We start from the raw sequence: 16,531 nt of genomic DNA, 5'->3' as shown, positions 1-16,531 counted from the left end.
CCGTCCCGTGCGCCGTGCCGCCGTTGCCGGTGCTCTCGCGTTCTGTGCGACCGCTCTCGTCGCTCTTCCCGCGAATGCCGCACCGGTGGCGGGCAGTTCCGACAGCGGCAGCACCGGCGGCAGTTCGATGGGTTCGTCCGTTCTCCCGACGCCCATTCCCACTCCGACGGGGCTGGCCGCGCTCGCGGCCGCGACGACCCAGACGGGCAAGCCCTATCTGTGGGGTGGGACGGGTCCGGACGCGTGGGACTGCTCGGGTCTGGTGCAATGGGCATTCCGGCAGGCCGGGGTGAACCTGCCGCGCACCACCTGGGAGCAGGCCGAGGTCGGTGCCCACATTCCGCTGTGGGCGCTGGCTCCCGGCGACATCGTGGTGCTCAACGACGACGCGTCGCACATCGGCATCTACGCGGGCTTCGGTCAGGTCTTCAATGCGTACGGGCGCGGCGTGCCGGTGGGTCTGGCGCCGCTGTCGCAGTTCCACATCTACGACATCCGGCGGTTCTGACGGTCGCCGACGTACGGCCACACCGCGACGACGAACAGCACCACCACCGCGACCGGTCCGAGCAGGGCCGCCCACGCGGGCGCGTCCGGCAGTGCCGCCGCCAGCACGGCCACGGCGCCGGCGGCGACCGCTCCCAGCAGGAGCGTCGGGATTCCCCGGGCGGGGCCGACGTAGGCGACGAGCAGCAGTGCCGTCGCCGCGACGCCGGCAGCGGCCGCCGCGGGCGCGGACGCGTCGCCCAGGACGAGCGCGATGAGCGCCCCCTGCACCGCGAGCACCGCAACCCATCTCATCGGTGCGCTCCCGACAGCCTGCGGGCCCGGTCCGCGAGGGCCAGCGCCAGATCCAGTGCCGAATCGTCCTCCCACTCCACCACCGGGACCCCGAGGACACCCATGTTCCGGTACATGTTCCGGCGCTCGAGCCGCCACATCCGGCCGGTCATCGGATCGAGTTCGTGCTCGAACGGCGGACCGCGGAGGACGTCGACGGCCACGACGACGTGACCGCGCCTCCGCAACTCCAGCAGCGACAGCGCGAACCCGGTGTCCAGCATGGTGGAGAACGCGATGACCACCGCCCGCGGCGGCAACGCGACCCGCGGGACCAGCGTGCCCTCAGCCGCGCCGCCGGCGTCGAGGACGGTGTCGAGGATCCGGTAGAACTGCCTGCGCCCGATGTCGGCGCCGAGCCACCGCAGCCGGAGACCGTGGGCGACGACCCCGGCCCGATCGCCGCGTTGCAGGGCGGTCTGCACCACCTGCGTCGCCCCGCGGACGGTGCGGTGCAGACTCTCCGACGCCGGGCCGGGCGCCTGCGGGGTGGTGTCGAGTACGGCGACGACGTCGGCGGCGCGGTCCATGATCCGTTCGGTCACGTGCAGCCTGCCGCGCCGTGCACTGACGGGCCAGTTGACGCTGCGCAGCGGATCTCCCGGGGCGTGCGGCCGGATGTCGCCGAATTCGACTCCCGAACCGAATCGTCGGGTGCGGTGTGCGCCGATCCGGTCCGGAAGCGGGGCGTGCGGGAGTGGCGTCGGCGTCGGCGGTGCGAGCGGAAAGATCCGCAGTTCCGTGGCGGGAACCCGCGCCGTCGCGGTCAGCAGGCCGCCGCCCGCGCGCGCCGTGACGATCAGTGCGGGTTCGTATCGACCCCACCGGTCCGCGGACAGCAGGTACTCGCCGTCGCCGGTCTGCTCGACCCGGTAGCTGTCGGACGGCGCCGGTGTCACCGTCAGTTCCGCCGCGCCGCCGCACGTCGTCACGTCCACCGAGAACTGCACGGATTCGGATTCGAAGCACCGCACGGTGCCGCCCGAACTGTCGACCCGCACTCCGGTGGCCGGTCGCGGCAACCACGTCAGCGCACCGAGCGCGCCCAGCATCGGGGCGGCGAACACCATCAGTTCCCACCACCGCCCCACGACGCCCACGGTCAGTGCCACGGCCGCGCAGGTCGTCAGGGCGAGGGCCGCCGGCGACGCCCGCCACGTCAGCGGGTGCTCCGTCATCGTTCCCTCGGCGTCATCGTGCCCTCGGCGCGGGGAGGCGGCGCAACAGTTCGGCGAGGACGTCGTCGCTGCGGATGCGGCGCACCCACATCTCCGGCCGCAGGCTGATGCGATGCGCGACGGCGGGAACGGCCAGCGCTTTGATGTCCTCGGGAATGACGAAGTCCCGGCCGGAGAGGAGGGCGCGTGCCCGCGCCAGTTGGACGAGGTCGAGTTCGGCGCGGGGACTGGCCCCGACCTCGACCTGCGGGTGGTGCCGGGTGGCGTTCGCGAGTGCGACGACGTACCCGAGGACGTCGTGATGAACACTGACCTGTTCGAGCGACTCCCGCATCGCCAGGAGGTCGGCGGCATCGACCACCTGCTCGACGACGACGGCGGCGGATCCCCTGTCGAGCCGGCGGCGCAGCATCTCGTGCTCGTCGGTCTCGGTGAGGTACCCCAGTCTCAGGCGGAGCGTGAACCGGTCCAGCTGCGCCTCGGGCAGCGGGTAGGTGCCCTCGTATTCGATGGGGTTGTCGGTGGCGAGCACGACGAAGGGTCGCGGCAGGATCCGGGTGGTGCCGTCCACGCTGACCTGCCCCTCGGCCATGGCCTCGAGCAGAGCGGCCTGGGTCTTGGGCGGGGTGCGGTTGATCTCGTCGGCCAGGAGCAGGTTGGTGAAGATCGGGCCCGGACGAAACTCGAAGCGTCCCGACGGCATGTCGTAGATGGTGGCGCCGAGCAGGTCGGCGGGCAGCAGGTCGGGGGTGAACTGGACGCGTGTGAAGTCGAGTCCGAGCGCGGCGGCGAAAGAGCGTGCCACCAACGTCTTTCCGAGTCCGGGCAGATCCTCGATGAGCACGTGTCCGCCCGCGAGCACAGCGAGCAGAATCGACGTGAGTTCGTCGTGCTTGCCGACCACCGCCCGTTCGACCTCCGCCAGCACGGCGTGGGCGCGCGCGGTGGTGACCTCGGCGGGCATCGTCACAGCTGCTCCAGTCGTTGCAGGATCCGGTCGAGGACGTCCCGGCCCGGACCGGGCTCCGTCCTGTCGACGCGCTGGACGCCGTCGGGATCGACCCACCGCCACAGGTCGCCGAAGAACACTTCACCCGCGGCGGCGGTGTCGGCGGGGTCGAGTCCCTGCCGCTGTCCGGTGGACTGCTGGAATTCGCGCGCCAGCAACGGACGCAGATGGTGATCCCAGTCGCCGCGGGTACCGTCCGCCCAGCTGATCAACGATTCCGTCCGCGCCATCCAGCGGGCCGTCGCCTCGGCCCGTTCCGCTTCCAGACCCGACGTGTCGCCGTCGACGTCTGCCGGTGCCATCCGTCGCCGAATCTCGAAGAGCACCAGCGCCGTCACCGCTCCCGCAATCAGCACGGCGGCGCCGTACCGGCCCGCGGCCACCAGCGGGACCTCCACGGCCAGTACCACTCCGACCCCGATTACCGCGACGGCGAGCACGCATCGCTCCCCAGGTCGGCGAGCACGCGCCGGAGCAGGTCCGCGGCCTCGTCACGGTGCTGTTCGCCCATCGGATGCAGGCTGAACCGCGCCTCCGAGAACAGCCGCACCAGCGGCGCCGCCGCCTCGAAGCGCAGCGCTCCGAGTTGGACTGCGCGAGCCAGTACTTCGGACGGTGTGTCCGAATCCCGCGGCTCGGCGCCCGGCGCCGTCCGCAATGCGTCCTCCATGGCCGCGTAACTGGCGATGATGGCCTCGCGCGGCGGCAGACTCGGGGCCACGACCACGGCGAGACCTTCCTCCGCGGCCCGGGCCAGCGACTGCGCGCCTGCCGGAGCGTCGGGGGAACTCGCCGCGGTCCAGGCGCCGACCCGAGCCCGGAGGGGGCGCCTGGCCACGGCGCCGAGGATCAGCAACGTCACCAGCATCGGCCCGACAATCGCTGCCGCGGTCCATAATTCCGCCAGGTCCTCGCGGGCCTCGGCAACCGTGTCGGGCGGCGGGACCGTCTCGCCGGGCACCACCTGGTCGGTGCGGTCGGCCCCCTCGTCGGCGGCCTGGGTCGCCGTCGGCCGCTGACGGCCCGGGGGTTCGTCGCCACGGACGGATCCGAGGAGGAACGCCGCGGCCACGAGAAGGGAGGCGAACACCGCCCACCCGACCACGTGCCGGCGCGAGACCGAGGACCCGGTGTTCCCGGTCGGCCCGACCGTCGGCGGGTCCGGGGCGACCCGTGACCGGCCGCCGCGCACGGCCGACGCGAGCGCCACGGCCGCGACGACGACGGCGATCGCCGAGAGCACGACCAACGCGCGCGTCGCCCCCGCACCCGGCTCCGCCGTGGCAGGGGCGTCGGGCGCGGGGACCGCCCTGACCACAAGGGTGACCGTCACGACGGCCGCCAGCAGGGCGACCGTGTGGACGACCCTGCTCATCACCCGACGGTCCGGCATCCTCACTCCCGAGTTGCCCCTCCATCGTGACACGCGGAGACGAGGAAAATCACTCGTTCACGGCGGCGGACGGCGCAGCATGTTCGGGATGCACCCGTCCACGAAGGAGAGTTACTTGACCATGTCCCCGGTAACCGGAGCCGAACTGGCTCGTTCATTGGAGCCTCTGGGGGTTGCGGTCCCCTCGGCCGTTCCCACGCATTGGTACAACCTGACGGCGGATCTTCCGGAACCCGTTCCGCCGCATCTACATCCGGGCACCCGCGAGCCGCTGGGACCGGAGGACCTGGCGCCGCTGTTTCCGGCGAGCCTGATCGAGCAGGAGGTCGCGACCGACCGCTACATCGAGATCCCCGAGACGGTTCGGGAGATCTACGGCATGTGGCGCCCGTCGCCGCTGGTGCGGGCGCATCGGCTCGAGCGGGTGCTCGGCACCCCGGCACGGATCTACTACAAGTACGAGGGTGTGAGCCCGGTCGGCTCGCACAAGCCGAATACGGCTGTCGCGCAGGCCTACTACAACGCCCTCGAGGGCACCACCAAGCTCACCACCGAGACCGGCGCCGGCCAGTGGGGCGCGTCGTTGTCGTTCGCCGGTGCGCTGCTCGGTCTCGACGTCGAGGTGTGGCAGGTTCGCGCGTCCTACGACGCGAAGCCGTACCGCCGACTCCAGATGGAGGCGTACGGCGGCATCTGCCATCCGTCGCCGTCCGACCTCACCGAGGCGGGACGGGCGATTCTCGCCGAGCACCCCGACACGACGGGTTCGCTGGGCATGGCGATCAGCGAGGCCGTCGAGGTTGCCGCCAAAGACCCGCGCGCACACTACTCACTGGGCAGCGTCCTCAACCACGTCATGCTCCACCAGACCGTGATCGGCCAGGAAGCGATGGCCCAGCTGGAGGAGGCGGGCGAGCCGGTCGCGCACACGGTATTCGGTTGCGCCGGCGGCGGTTCCAACCTTGCCGGCCTGACGTTCCCGTTCCTCGGCCGCAACTTGCGCGAGGGCACCACCACCCGCCTCGTCGCGTGTGAGCCGGCGGCCTGCCCGTCGCTCACACAGGGCGAGTACCGCTACGACTTCGGAGACGTCGCGGGTCTGACTCCGCTGTTGAAGATGTACACGCTGGGCAACGTGCGTGGATTCCGGAGCGGGGATGATGCCTTCGGCGCGGGCGAAGAGCAGGCCCGCGGTAAGTGCGTCGTCCTGTTCGATCGCGGTCGCCTCCGTCAGTCCGAGGGCGACGGCCGGCGTGGCCGCGGCCATCGCGCATGCCCGCACGGTCACCGAACCGGAGGTCGTGGTCATCGGACTGTCCGGCAACGGCCAGCTGGACCTCCCCGCGTACAGCCGGTACGTCTGATCGATGTGCCGAGGCAGACCCCCGGGTCCGCCTCGGCGGTCACCGGCGCAGCGTCGACAACCTGCTCACCAGGCGGTCGACGTCGAGGGTGCCCGCGAGTCCGCTGAACATGCCCTCCCTCGGCGAGTCCGCCACGACGGTCAGCGCGGTGCCGCGGTCGTACAGCACGTCGACGACGTTCGCGAACCGTCGCACGGTGTCCGGGCCGGCCTCCCGCAACCGGGGCACACCGGTGATCACCCAGCAGCCGTACCGCTCGGACAGGTCGAGGTAGTCGGCGGGCGCGGTCGGGGTACCGCACAGCGCCGCGAACTCGAACCAGACCGTCCGGTCGCGTACCGCCGCTGCCGTCACGGTCCGCGTGCCGACGGTCAGGGCGACCCGCTCGCACAGGGCCGGAACCTCCACTTCGGACGCATTGGCGAAGCGGCCGGCGGCGAATCCGGCAGCCGGCGCTCCCGCGGTGCGGTAGTCGACGGGTCCGGCCACCCTCACGACGGTCAGATTCTGCTGCAGCACGGTGATCGTCGGCTCGAACAGGTGATGGAATAGCGGGTTGGGCAGCAGTCCTTCGGGCGGATAGTTCGACGTCACCACCAGCGTGATGCCGCGGGCGAACAGCGCCTTCAGCAGCCGCGCCACCAGCATCGCGTCCCCGACGTCGTGGAGGTGGAACTCGTCGAAGCACAGCAACCGGACGTCACCGAGCGCCGCGTCGATCGCGAGGTCGATGGACCCCAGCGCGTGCGCGTCGGCGTGGAGGCGGCGGAAGAACGAGTGAAAGTGCACGCGCCGTTTCGGGACCTCGGAAGCCGCGTGGAAGCGATCCATCAGCCAGGTTTTGCCACGTCCGACGGGCCCCCACAGGTACACGCCGCGAACCCCGGGTCTCCCCTGCGCCAGGCCGTCGGCGGTCTCGTCCAGGACAGCCGCGGCCGAGCGCTGCGCGTCGTCCAGCAGAACCTCTACATCCACGGAAGGAGACACTACGAACGGGGAGTCTCGGGCGACAAGCAGATGTGAGGAGGGCGACTGCGCGGCGCGACGGCCCGAAGGAGGCAAGTGGGGCGACGAGAAGCCCGCATTTCTGCGAAGATCGTGACGTGAACCCCCAGTACCTCAGCCGTCTCCCCGACAGCGGTTTCGACCGCGTCGACGCACTCCTCGCGCCCGTGGACAGCGACCTCGCGGCGGCGTTTCCGGGTGACCGGCAGCAACCGCAGCCCATCCACACCGTCTACGTGAGCGCGGCGGACGCCGGCCCGGACACCCCGAGGGTGTGGGGTGAGCAGGCTGTCGAACTGCTGGACAGGTACACCGAGGCACTGTCCGAAATCGGCACGACCGGTGCACTTCCCGACGTGCGCGCGACGCTCGAGCGCAGTCCGATCCAGGATCTGCGGATCGACTTCGAGGACGGCTACGGCTGGCGGAGCGACGACGTCGAGGACGCGGCCGCACTGGAGACGGGTCGCACGCTGCGACAGCTGTCGTCCGACCTGTCCGGACCGCGGTCGCTGGGGATCCGCGCGAAGGGCCTGGCGCCGCACGAGCGCCGCCGCGGGATCCGCACGCTCGAACTCGTCCTCGAAGGCGCGGGTGGGGTTCCCGACGGCTTCGTGTTCACCGTGCCGAAACTGCGTGCAGCCCAGCAGGTCACCGCCGTCGTCGCGTTGTGCGAGGAACTGGAGAGCGCGTACGGGCTTCCTGACGGGTCGCTGCGCTTCGAGTTGCAGATCGAGAGCCCGCAGGCCGTCCTCGGGCCGGACGGCACCGTGACCGTCGCGAAGGCGATCCAGCTCGCCGAGGGACGCTGCGCCGGATTGCACTACGGCACTTACGACTACAGCGCGGCCTGCGGAATCGCCTCCCGGTTCCAGTCGCTCGAGCACCCGGTGGCCGACCACGCCAAGTCCGTGATGCTGGTGGCGGCGGCCCAAACCGGGGTGTGGGTGTGCGACGGATCCACCCAGGTGGTCCCGCAGGGCAGCGACGAGGAGATCCGCGCGGCGCTGGCCCGGCACTACCGGCTCGTCACCCGTTCGCTCGAACGCGGGTACTACCAGGGGTGGGACATGCATCCCGGGCATCTGATCACCCGCTGGCTCGCGACGTTCGACTTCTACCGCGACGCCCTGCCCGCCGCGGCCACCCGCCTGCAGGCCTACCTCGACCGCCAGGGCGGCGGGGTGATGGACGAACCGGCCACCGCGCAGGCCCTCGCGACGGTGGTGCTGCGGGGGCTGGCGTGCGGAGCGTTCGACGAGGACGCGGTCCGCGCGCAGGCCCCCGGATGCACGGTGGACACGCTCCGCGACCTCCTCACCCGGGCGGTGGTCGCGGAGAGCTGACCGCCTCCCCGCCCACGAGGACCACCCGCACCACCCCCTCCGAGGTCCTACACTTGGCCCACGCCCGATCAGGAGGTACCAGCGCCCGTGACCCCGAACGCCTTGACCCCGCCCAGCTTCCGGAGTCTGCCGGACCTGGCCGTACGCACACTCGGCGGCGCCGTCGTGTGGGCCAACGACGAGCTGTTCGCCGAGCGGGAGAACCTCATCCGCCCGACGGCCGCCGTGTACCAGCCGGCGACGTTCGGGCACAAGGGTCAGGTGTACGACGGCTGGGAGACCCGCCGCCGCCGGGTGGCGGGCACGGACGAGGCGATCGTCCGGCTCGGGGTTCCCGGTGTGGTGCGCGGCGTCGTGGTCGACACCGCCTGGTTCAAGGGCAACTACCCACCGGAGATCTCCGTGCAGGCCGCGTCCGTCGACGGCTACCCGTCCGCCGACGAACTGGTCGCCGCCGACTGGACCACGATCGTCGAGCGCAGCCCCGTTCAGGGTGACACCGAGAATCCGTTCGCGGTCGACTCCGGCGCTCGGTGGACGCACGTGAAGCTCACGATGCACCCGGACGGCGGTGTCGCCCGGCTCCGGGTGCACGGTGAGGGCCGTCCCGACCCCCGTTTCCTCGACGCGGGCCCCGTCGATCTCGCGGCCCTCGAGAACGGCGCCCGAGTCACGTCCTGTTCCAACATGTTCTACGGGTCGCCGCAGAACATGCTGCTCCCCGGTCTCGCCCGGGTGATGGGCGACGGCTGGGAGACGTCCCGCCGCCGCGACGACGGCAACGACTGGGTCGAGATCCGGCTCGCCGCCCAGGGCACGGTGTCGCTGGCCGAACTCGACACCTCCTACTTCCTCGGCAATGCCCCCGGTGAGGCGAGCCTGCTCGGCCGGGACGGCGACGGCGAGTGGACGGAACTGCTCCCGCGGACGCGCCTGCAGCCCGACACGAGGCACCGCTTCGTCATCGACAGCGACCGGCCCGTCACGGAGGCCCGGCTCGACATCTTCCCGGACGGCGGCATGGCGCGGTTGCGGTTGTGGGGTTCCCTGACCGACGCGGGTCGGGCAGGGTTGACGGCATGACCCACGGTTTCGATGACAGCTATCCCCGTGACCTGGTCGGATACGGGCCGCACCCGCCCGATCCGCAGTGGCCGGGCGGGGCGAAGATCGCTGTCCAGTTCGTCCTCAACTACGAGGAGGGCGCCGAGAACAACGTCCTCCACGGCGACGACGCGTCGGAGACGTTCCTGTCGGAGATGGTCGGTGCGCAGCCGTTCCCGAACCGGCACATGAGCATGGAATCGATCTACGAATACGGTTCCCGCGCCGGGCTGTGGCGGGTGCTCCGGGCGTTCGAACGGCGCGGACTGCCGCTCACGATCTTCGCGGTGGCCAAGGCCATGCAGCGGAACCCGGAGGCCGTCAGCGCCTTTCGCGAACTCGGTCACGAGATCGCCTGCCACGGCCTGTGGTGGAAGTCGTACCAGCTGTCCGACGAGGACGCCGAACGCAGGGACCTGGCCGAGGCGGTGGAGATCCTGCGGGACCTCACCGGCGAGGCCCCGCTGGGCTGGTACACCGGCCGCGACTCCCCGCTCACCCGCCGACTGGTGGTCGAGCACGGCGGCTTCGAGTACGACTCCGACTCGTACGCCGACGACCTGCCGTACTGGGTGAAGGTCGACGCCCCCGGGAAGGGCCTCGTCGACCACCTGGTGGTGCCGTACACCMTCGACACCAACGACATGCGGTTCGCGTCGCCTGGCGGTTTCCCGAGCGGCGAGCAGTTCTTCGCGCACCTGCGGGACGCCTTCGACGTCCTGTACGCGGAGGGCACGGCCGGGGCGCCGAAGATGCTGTCCGTGGGTCTGCACTGCCGCATCGTCGGCAGGCCCGCCCGCACCGCGGCGCTGGAGCGTTTCCTCGACCACGTGCAGTCCCACGACGACGTGTGGGTCGCCCGGCGCATCGAGATCGCCCGCCACTGGCGCGCCGTCCACCCCGCCTGAGGACGGACCGATGCCCCCGCGAAGACCGTCCTTGCTGGTCACGAACCTGGCCAACCGGGATCCCGGCAGCTCGCAGACCGTGATCCTGGAGGAACTGCGCCGAGTGATCCTCAGCGGCGGCGCCCCGCCGGGCACCCCGATTCCGGTGGACGAGGTGGCCGAGCACTTCGGTGTCAGCCGCATCCCGATCCGGGAGTCGCTGAAGACGCTGATCGGTGAGGGTCTCGTCGATCACCGGGCCAATGCCGGATACACGGTTGCCCGGCTGACCGTCGACGAACTCGAGGAGCTCTACCTGGTGCGGGGCGTCCTCGAGTCGGCGGCGCACTCGGTGGCCATCACCCTGGCCGACGAGGCCGACGACATGAGGGCCCGCGAGACGTACGCGGCGCTCGACCGCTCGGTTCTCGAGGACGACCTGACCGCGTATCACCGGGAGAGCCGCAACTTCCACCTCGCCCTGGCGTCGCCGTGCCGGATGCAGCGGCTGCTGCACATGTTCGAGGCGGCGTGGAACATCACCGAGCCGGTGCAGCCGATGTCGCAGGTCGACACCCCGGAGCGGCTGCGGCTGCACCTCGGGCATCGCGACATGCTCGCGGCGTTCCTCGCCCGGGACGCCGCCGCGCTGAAGGCGGCCACCGATCGGCACAACGAACAACTCGACACGGTGATCGCCGCCCTGCCCACGGACACCGGGATCTTCCGGGACACGCCCGGGTAGGCCGTGCGGCAAGATATATTCTCGGCCCGATCGGGTGCCCGCGAGAATATATCTTCGCCGTCACAGTCAGGAAATATCCGAAAACTACTTTTGCTCCCAGCGCTTCGGTGGTGTGCTTTTCACCGAGGCACCCTCACGTCGAAGCAGTCGTCTCCGGACTGCACCAGGGAGCAAAACGATGACTCAGACAGCGCCCTCCTCCTCCGAAGGGGACACCGTCCCCGGTGCACACCTGGCCGGCGCCGGGCTGATCAAACCCGGCTACCACCCGCGACTGACCAACGACGACCTCGCGCCGCTGAAGACCCAGTCGTGGTCGTCGTACAACATCTTCGCGTTCTGGATGTCCGACGTGCACAGCGTCGGCGGGTACGTCACCGCGGGCAGCCTGTTCGCGCTCGGGCTGACCAGCTGGCAGGTCCTCGTCGCCCTCGTGGTCGGCATCGCGATCGTCAACGTGTTCGCGAACCTGGTGGCCAAACCCAGCCAGGTCACCGGTGTCCCCTACCCGGTCATGTGCCGCAGCGCCTTCGGCGTCCTGGGCGCGAACGTCCCGGCCGTCATCCGCGGCCTCATCGCGGTCGCCTGGTACGGAATCCAGACCTACCTGGCGTCGCACGCGTTCGTGATCCTCGGCCTGAAGATCTGGCCGGGCCTGGCGCCCTGGGCGGACGTGCACGAGCACGGATTCCTCGGCCTGTCGGCGCTCGGCTGGGCCGGGTTCATGACGATGTGGGTGCTGCAGGCGCTGGTCTTCTGGCGCGGCATGGAAAGCATCCGCAAGTTCATCGACTTCTGCGGCCCCGCCGTCTACGTCGTGATGTTGATGCTCGCCATCTACCTGATCAGCGAAGCCGGCTGGTCGAACATCAGCCTGAACCTCGGCGAGGTGAACTACACCGGCTGGTCGGCGGTGCCCGTGGTGCTGGGTGCGATCGCCCTTGTCGTGTCGTACTTCTCGGGCCCGATGCTCAACTTCGGCGACTTCTCCCGGTACGGAAAGACGTTCGCCGCGGTCAAGCGCGGCAACTTCCTCGGCCTCCCGGTGAACTTTCTGTTCTTCTCGATCCTCACCGTCGTCACCGCGTCGGCGACCCTGCCCGTGTACGGCCGCCTGATCACCGATCCGGTCGAGACGGTCGCGCAGATGGACAACCTGTTCGCCGTCGTCCTCGGCCTGCTCACCTTCATCGTCGCCACCATCGGTATCAACATCGTCGCCAACTTCGTGTCCCCGGCCTTCGACTTCTCGCACGTCAGCCCGCAGCGCATCAGCTGGCGGACCGGCGGAATGATCGCCGCCGTCGGATCGGTCCTGATCACCCCGTGGAACCTGTACAACAACCCGGAGGTGATCCACTACACGCTCGAAACGCTCGGTGCCTTCATCGGGCCGCTGTTCGGAATCCTCATCGCGGACTACTACCTGGTGCGCAGGCAGCGGATCATCCTCGACGACATGTTCACCATGTCGCACGACGGAACATACTGGTACAAAAAGGGTTACAACCCGGCCGCGATCATCTCCACCGTCGTCGGCGCGCTCGTCGCGATGGTTCCCGTGATCCTCAAGGCCCAGCCGTTCGGACTCGACGTGTGGGGCATGGCCGGCGCCGCCCAGTACTCGTGGTTCCTGGGCATGGGCATCGGATTCCTCTGCTATTTCGCGCTGTCCACCGGCGCGCGTCGTGCGCACCGCACGGGCCCGGCCGAGGTGTAGGTCGAGGAACGTGCACATCAAGATCGTCAATCCCAACACCACCCGGGCGATGACCGACAAGATCGGCGACTGCGCCCGCTCCGTCGCCGGGCCCGGGACGCTCGTCGAGGCGGTGAGCCCGCAGATGGGCCCCGCCTCGATCGAGAGTCATTACGACGAAGCACTCAGTGTCCCCGGGCTTCTCGAGGAGATCGCGCGCGGCGAGGAGGCCGGAGTGGACGGGTACGTGATCGCCTGCTTCGGCGATCCGGGCCTCGACGCGGCCCGGGAACTGGCCTCCGGCCCCGTGCTCGGCATCGCCGAGGCGGCCATGCACACCGCGAGCTTCCTCGGCCGCGGGTTCAGTGTCGTCACCACACTGGGACGCACCCGGGGGCGGGCGTGGGAACTCGCCGAACGGTATGGCATGCAACGCTTCTGCCTCGGGGTGCACGCGTGCGAGATCGCGGTCCTCGACCTCGACCGGGACCCGGACGCGGTGAAGGTGATCACCGAGGCCTGCCGCGTCGCCCTCGACCGGGACGGTTCGGACGCGATCGTGCTGGGCTGCGCGGGCATGGCGGACCTGTGCGCGGTCATCTCGGCGGAACTCGGCGTGCCGGTGGTCGACGGCGTGGCGGCGGCGACCCTCATGGTGCAGTCCCTCGTGACGCTCGGTCTGCGGACCGGCGCGCGCGGCGAGTTCGCGGCTCCCCTGCCCAAGAAATACACCGGACTGCTCGAGGGTTTCGGTCGCTGACCCCGAATGGCTGCGCCCTGTGCGCCATAGTGGTAGCCAGAGATACCGAAAAGGCGCACGAGCGAGGAGCCGTCATGACCGAACCGCCCGGCCTGATCGCGTTCAACGCGCTGAGCGACGCGCGGGCCGCCGACCTGCTGGTGCAGTGCTGTGCGTCGACGGTGTGGGCGCAGCGGATGGCCGCCGGGCGGCCGTTCCCGTCCGCCGACGCGCTGCACACCGTCGCCGACAACGTGCTGGCCGACCTGAGCGAGTCCGAGGTCGACGCGGCCCTGGCCGGTCATCCGCGGATCGGCGACCGCGCGGACAACCCGTCGTCGGCGCGCGAACAGTCGGCGGTCGCGTCCGCCGACGACGACGTCCGCGCGCGCCTGCTGGCGGGCAACGAGGAGTACGAGCAGAGGTTCGGGCACGTCTACCTGGTGTGCGCGTCGGGTCGGTCGGCGCAGGAACTACTCGACGTGCTGCACGCGCGTCTCGGCAACGACGCGGCGACGGAACGCAAGATCCTGCGGACCGAACTCGCCGCCATCAACCGGTTGCGCCTGGAACGCCTTCTCGGCGAGATCGGAGACACGGTCCCCTGATGTCCAAGATCCTGAGCACCCACGTACTGGACGCCACCGACGGCACACCCGCAACGGGGGTGAACGTCCAGCTGGTGTCCCCGGCCGGCGACGTCCTCGCGAGCGCGACGACCGATTCGGACGGCCGCATCGCCGAGATCGCGCCGGACGGTCTGACCGCGGCCACCTATTCGCTGGTCTTCGCCACCGGCGACTACTTCGCCGCCCGCGGCCGGGAGACGTTCTACCCGGAGGTGACCGTCACGTTCGTCCTCGACGACCCGCAGCAGGGGTATCACGTCCCGTTGCTGTTGTCCCCGTTCGCCTATTCCACCTACCGCGGGAGCTGAAGAATGACCGACCTCACCGGCGCCATCGTCCTGGGCGAGCACCAGTACGGCAAGGCCGAGAACCGCATCGTGCGGATCTACCGCGACACCCCGCGGCACGAGATCCGGGACGTGAGCGTGTCGACGTGCCTGCGCGGCGACTTCTCGGCCGCGCACCTCGCCGGCGACCAGAGTTCGGTGCTGCCCACCGACACCCAGAAGCAGACGGCGTACTCCTACGCGAAGGAGAAGGGACTCGACTCCATCGAGGAATACGGGCTGACGCTGGCACGGCACTTCGTGGACGATGTGGCCCCGGTCGCGGGTGCCCGCATCGAGATCGAGGAGTATGCCTGGCAGCGCGCGGTGGTCGACGGGGCGGAACACGACCACACCTGGGTGCGCAAGGGTGAGGAGGTGCGCACCGCGGCGATCACCGTCGACGGCGACGGCACGTGGGTGGTCGGCGGGCTGAAGGATCTGGTGATCCTCAAGTCCACGGGCAGCGAATTCTTCGGATTCCTGAAGGACGAGTACACGATCCTCGAGGAGACCCACGACCGGGTGATGGCGACGTCGCTGGTCGTGCAGTGGCGGTTCGTCACCACCGACGTGGACTGGAACAGCGTCTACGCCGGCATCAAGGAGCAGATCGTCGCGACGTTCGCGACCGTCCATTCGCTCGCCCTGCAGCAGACGCTGTACGAGATCGGCAAGGCGATCCTGGAGCGCTACCCCGTGCTCGCGGAGGTGCGGCTGTCCGCCCCGAACAAGCACCACTTCGCACACGACCTCGCGCGTTTCGGCGTGGAGAACGACAACGAGGTCTTCCACGCCGCCGACCGCCCGTACGGCCTGATCCAGGCCACGGTGCAGCGTTCCGACGCCCCGAACCCCGGGCCCGCGTGGTCCGCGTACGCGGGGTGGCTCAGCTGATGTCCGAGGGCCCCGGCACGGTCGTCGTCGCCGGTGCGTACGTCGCCACGGTCGACACGTCGGGTACCGAGCATCCGGACGGCTACGTCGTCGTCCGGGGCAACCGCATCGTCGACGTCGGTGCCGGTCCCGCGCCGGAGATCGAGGGCGCACGGGTCGTCGACGGACGCGGCTGCCTGCTGACACCCGGACTGGTGAACACCCACCACCACCTGTACCAGTGGATCACCCGCGGGCTCGCCGCCGACGACAACCTGTTCGGCTGGCTGACCACCCTCTACCCGATCTGGGCGGGCATCGACGCCGACGCCGTCCGGACCGCGGCCACCGGCGGTCTCGCCTGGCTGGCGAAACACGGGTGCACGACCACGACCGACCACCATTACGTCGTGCCCCGCGACGGCGGCGACGTATTCGGTGCCGAGATCGAGGCCGCCCGGACCGTCGGGCTGCGGTTCCACCCCAGCCGGGGGTCGATGGACCTCGGCCACAGCCGGGGCGGGTTGCCACCAGACTCCGTGGTGGAGCGTCTCGACGACGTCCTCACCGGCACCCAGGACGTCATCGACCGCTGGCACGACCCGGCGCCCGACTCGATGCTGCGGGTCGCGGTGGCGCCCTGCTCCCCGTTCTCCGTCACCGCCGACCTGCTGACCGAGGCCGCGGCCCTCGCCCGGTCCGCCGGCGTGCGACTGCACACCCACCTCGCGGAAACCGTTGACGAGCAGGACTTCTGCCTCGACCGGTTCGGCTGCACCCCGGTTCAGTACATGGAGCGACTCGGCTGGGTGGGTCCCGACGTCTGGTACGCCCACGCCGTCCACCTCGACGACGTCGCGATCACCACCCTGGCCGGCACCGGCACGGGCGTCGCCCACTGCCCCACGTCCAACGCCCGCCTCGGCGCCGGGATCGCCCGGGCCCGGGACCTCCACGCGGCCGGGGTCCCGCTGGGACTCGGTGTCGACGGCGCCGCCAGCAACGAGGCGTGCAACATGCTCGAGGAGGCCCGCCACGCCGTGCTGTTCGCCCGGGCACGCGGCGGCCCGCGCGAGATGACGGTGCGCACCGCGCTCGAACTCGCCACCATCGGCGGGGCCCGGGTGCTCGGCCGGGACGACGAACTCGGCTCCCTCGAACCCGGCAAACTGGCCGACCTCGCACTGTGGCGGGTCGACACCCTCGCACATTCCGGCATCACCGACCCGGTGGCGGCTTTGGTTCTCGGGGCCACGGCGCCGCTGGAGTTGCTTCTGGTGAACGGGCGCGCCGTCGTCGAGCGTGGAAGAGTGATCACCGTGAACGAGGACGACGTCGCCGCGGAGGTCGAGCAGGCCCACCGGGCCCTGGTGCGCAAGGCGGGGTGAGAC

General features: G+C 70.3%; 17 protein-coding genes and 1 pseudogene. 12 read left to right on the top strand and 6 right to left on the bottom strand.

From position 1 onward, the window contains the following. The first annotated feature begins 7 nt into the window (after nt 1–7). Entirely contained in the window at nt 8–508 is a 501-nt protein-coding gene (locus AC1DWT_RS06000; RefSeq protein WP_244163854.1) for a C40 family peptidase, read from the top strand. Here AC1DWT_RS06000 and AC1DWT_RS05995 read toward each other — a convergent pair. The 5 genes from AC1DWT_RS05995 to AC1DWT_RS05975 are packed head-to-tail and all read right to left on the bottom strand — an operon-like array spanning nt 487 to nt 4,420. After that, nucleotides 487–801 carry a hypothetical protein gene (locus tag AC1DWT_RS05995; protein ID WP_072939376.1) on the bottom strand — a complete coding sequence of 105 codons (315 nt, stop codon included), beginning with the start codon at nt 799–801 and terminating at the stop codon, nt 487–489. The two genes, AC1DWT_RS06000 and AC1DWT_RS05995, sit on opposite strands and share 22 nt — an antisense overlap. Beyond that, on the bottom strand, nt 798–2,018 hold the full coding sequence (locus AC1DWT_RS05990; RefSeq protein WP_477920023.1) for a DUF58 domain-containing protein: 1,221 nt from the start codon (nt 2,016–2,018) through the stop codon (nt 798–800). The genes AC1DWT_RS05995 and AC1DWT_RS05990 overlap by 4 nt, the downstream gene beginning before the upstream one ends. Before the next feature lie 13 nt (nt 2,019–2,031). Next, on the bottom strand, nt 2,032–2,988 hold the full coding sequence (locus tag AC1DWT_RS05985; protein WP_072939382.1) for an AAA family ATPase: 957 nt from the start codon (nt 2,986–2,988) through the stop codon (nt 2,032–2,034). Then, nucleotides 2,985–3,467 carry a hypothetical protein gene (locus AC1DWT_RS05980; protein WP_072939384.1) on the bottom strand — a complete coding sequence of 161 codons (483 nt, stop codon included), beginning with the start codon at nt 3,465–3,467 and terminating at the stop codon, nt 2,985–2,987. Before AC1DWT_RS05980 ends, AC1DWT_RS05985 begins: the two co-directional genes overlap by 4 nt. Then, complete coding sequence (locus AC1DWT_RS05975; protein WP_477920022.1) at nt 3,449–4,420, bottom strand: DUF4129 domain-containing protein; 972 nt, start codon at nt 4,418–4,420, stop codon at nt 3,449–3,451. Before AC1DWT_RS05975 ends, AC1DWT_RS05980 begins: the two co-directional genes overlap by 19 nt. Before the next feature lie 115 nt (nt 4,421–4,535). Here AC1DWT_RS05975 and AC1DWT_RS05970 point away from each other — a divergent pair. Continuing rightward, nucleotides 4,536–5,784 (top strand): annotated as a pseudogene (locus tag AC1DWT_RS05970) (TrpB-like pyridoxal phosphate-dependent enzyme). Nucleotides 5,785–5,823: 39 nt separating this feature from the next. Here AC1DWT_RS05970 and zapE read toward each other — a convergent pair. Then, nucleotides 5,824–6,741 (bottom strand): cell division protein ZapE, encoded by a 918-nt coding sequence (zapE, locus tag AC1DWT_RS05965; protein ID WP_206016175.1) that lies wholly within the window; start codon nt 6,739–6,741, stop codon nt 5,824–5,826. A gap of 146 nt (nt 6,742–6,887) precedes the next feature. Between zapE and AC1DWT_RS05960 the strand changes: the two genes are divergently transcribed. The 10 genes from AC1DWT_RS05960 to AC1DWT_RS05915 all read left to right on the top strand — a co-directional run bounded on the left by AC1DWT_RS05960 (nt 6,888) and on the right by AC1DWT_RS05915 (nt 16,528). Then, nucleotides 6,888–8,135 (top strand): DUF6986 family protein, encoded by a 1,248-nt coding sequence (locus AC1DWT_RS05960; RefSeq protein ID WP_206014576.1) that lies wholly within the window; start codon nt 6,888–6,890, stop codon nt 8,133–8,135. Between the two features lie 87 nt (nt 8,136–8,222). After that, nucleotides 8,223–9,218 carry an allantoicase gene (gene alc, locus AC1DWT_RS05955; protein ID WP_477920021.1) on the top strand — a complete coding sequence of 332 codons (996 nt, stop codon included), beginning with the start codon at nt 8,223–8,225 and terminating at the stop codon, nt 9,216–9,218. Beyond that, entirely contained in the window at nt 9,215–10,147 is a 933-nt protein-coding gene (gene puuE, locus AC1DWT_RS05950) for an allantoinase PuuE (RefSeq protein ID WP_477920020.1), read from the top strand. Before alc ends, puuE begins: the two co-directional genes overlap by 4 nt. A 10-nt stretch (nt 10,148–10,157) precedes the next feature. Further along, nucleotides 10,158–10,871, top strand: a complete 714-nt coding sequence (locus AC1DWT_RS05945; protein WP_477920019.1) for a GntR family transcriptional regulator — start codon at nt 10,158–10,160, stop codon at nt 10,869–10,871. A gap of 178 nt (nt 10,872–11,049) precedes the next feature. Next, nucleotides 11,050–12,591: an NCS1 family nucleobase:cation symporter-1 gene (locus AC1DWT_RS05940; RefSeq protein ID WP_206014573.1), complete on the top strand. Its 1,542-nt coding sequence runs from the start codon at nt 11,050–11,052 to the stop codon at nt 12,589–12,591. Between the two features lie 10 nt (nt 12,592–12,601). After that, the gene (locus tag AC1DWT_RS05935) at nt 12,602–13,330 is read left to right on the top strand and encodes an aspartate/glutamate racemase family protein (RefSeq protein WP_072939425.1); all 729 of its coding nucleotides are present in this window, start codon (nt 12,602–12,604) and stop codon (nt 13,328–13,330) included. 74 nt (nt 13,331–13,404) lie between these two features. Further along, nucleotides 13,405–13,917, top strand: coding sequence for a 2-oxo-4-hydroxy-4-carboxy-5-ureidoimidazoline decarboxylase (gene uraD, locus AC1DWT_RS05930; protein ID WP_477920017.1), 513 nt, complete (start codon nt 13,405–13,407; stop codon nt 13,915–13,917). Beyond that, nucleotides 13,917–14,246, top strand: a complete 330-nt coding sequence (gene uraH / locus AC1DWT_RS05925) for a hydroxyisourate hydrolase (protein ID WP_206014571.1) — start codon at nt 13,917–13,919, stop codon at nt 14,244–14,246. The genes uraD and uraH overlap by 1 nt, the downstream gene beginning before the upstream one ends. 3 nt (nt 14,247–14,249) lie before the next feature. Then, nucleotides 14,250–15,161 carry a factor-independent urate hydroxylase gene (pucL, locus tag AC1DWT_RS05920; protein WP_206014570.1) on the top strand — a complete coding sequence of 304 codons (912 nt, stop codon included), beginning with the start codon at nt 14,250–14,252 and terminating at the stop codon, nt 15,159–15,161. Further along, a complete protein-coding gene (locus AC1DWT_RS05915; protein WP_206014569.1) occupies nt 15,161–16,528 on the top strand; it encodes an 8-oxoguanine deaminase in 1,368 nt (455 codons plus the stop codon). The genes pucL and AC1DWT_RS05915 overlap by 1 nt, the downstream gene beginning before the upstream one ends. Nucleotides 16,529–16,531 lie beyond the last annotated feature (3 nt).

This window comes from Rhodococcus sp. P4_B6, from assembly GCF_056402215.1.
The sequence above is the reverse complement of the archived record's forward strand: the minus strand, read 5'-3'. Positions and strand labels throughout refer to the sequence as shown.

Excerpts from the sequence above, each read along its gene's own strand:
- AC1DWT_RS05995 (WP_072939376.1), bottom strand. The coding sequence starts at position 801 with ATGAGATGGGTTGCGGTGCTCGCGGTGCAGGGGGCGCTCATCGCGCTC.
- AC1DWT_RS05990 (WP_477920023.1), bottom strand. The coding sequence starts at position 2,018 with ATGACGGAGCACCCGCTGACGTGGCGGGCGTCGCCGGCGGCCCTCGCC.
- AC1DWT_RS05975 (WP_477920022.1), bottom strand. The coding sequence starts at position 4,420 with ATGCCGGACCGTCGGGTGATGAGCAGGGTCGTCCACACGGTCGCCCTG.
- AC1DWT_RS05945 (WP_477920019.1), top strand. The coding sequence starts at position 10,158 with ATGCCCCCGCGAAGACCGTCCTTGCTGGTCACGAACCTGGCCAACCGG.
- AC1DWT_RS05940 (WP_206014573.1), top strand. The coding sequence starts at position 11,050 with ATGACTCAGACAGCGCCCTCCTCCTCCGAAGGGGACACCGTCCCCGGT.
- uraD (WP_477920017.1), top strand. The coding sequence starts at position 13,405 with ATGACCGAACCGCCCGGCCTGATCGCGTTCAACGCGCTGAGCGACGCG.
- uraH (WP_206014571.1), top strand. The coding sequence starts at position 13,917 with ATGTCCAAGATCCTGAGCACCCACGTACTGGACGCCACCGACGGCACA.
- pucL (WP_206014570.1), top strand. The coding sequence starts at position 14,250 with ATGACCGACCTCACCGGCGCCATCGTCCTGGGCGAGCACCAGTACGGC.
- AC1DWT_RS05915 (WP_206014569.1), top strand. The coding sequence starts at position 15,161 with ATGTCCGAGGGCCCCGGCACGGTCGTCGTCGCCGGTGCGTACGTCGCC.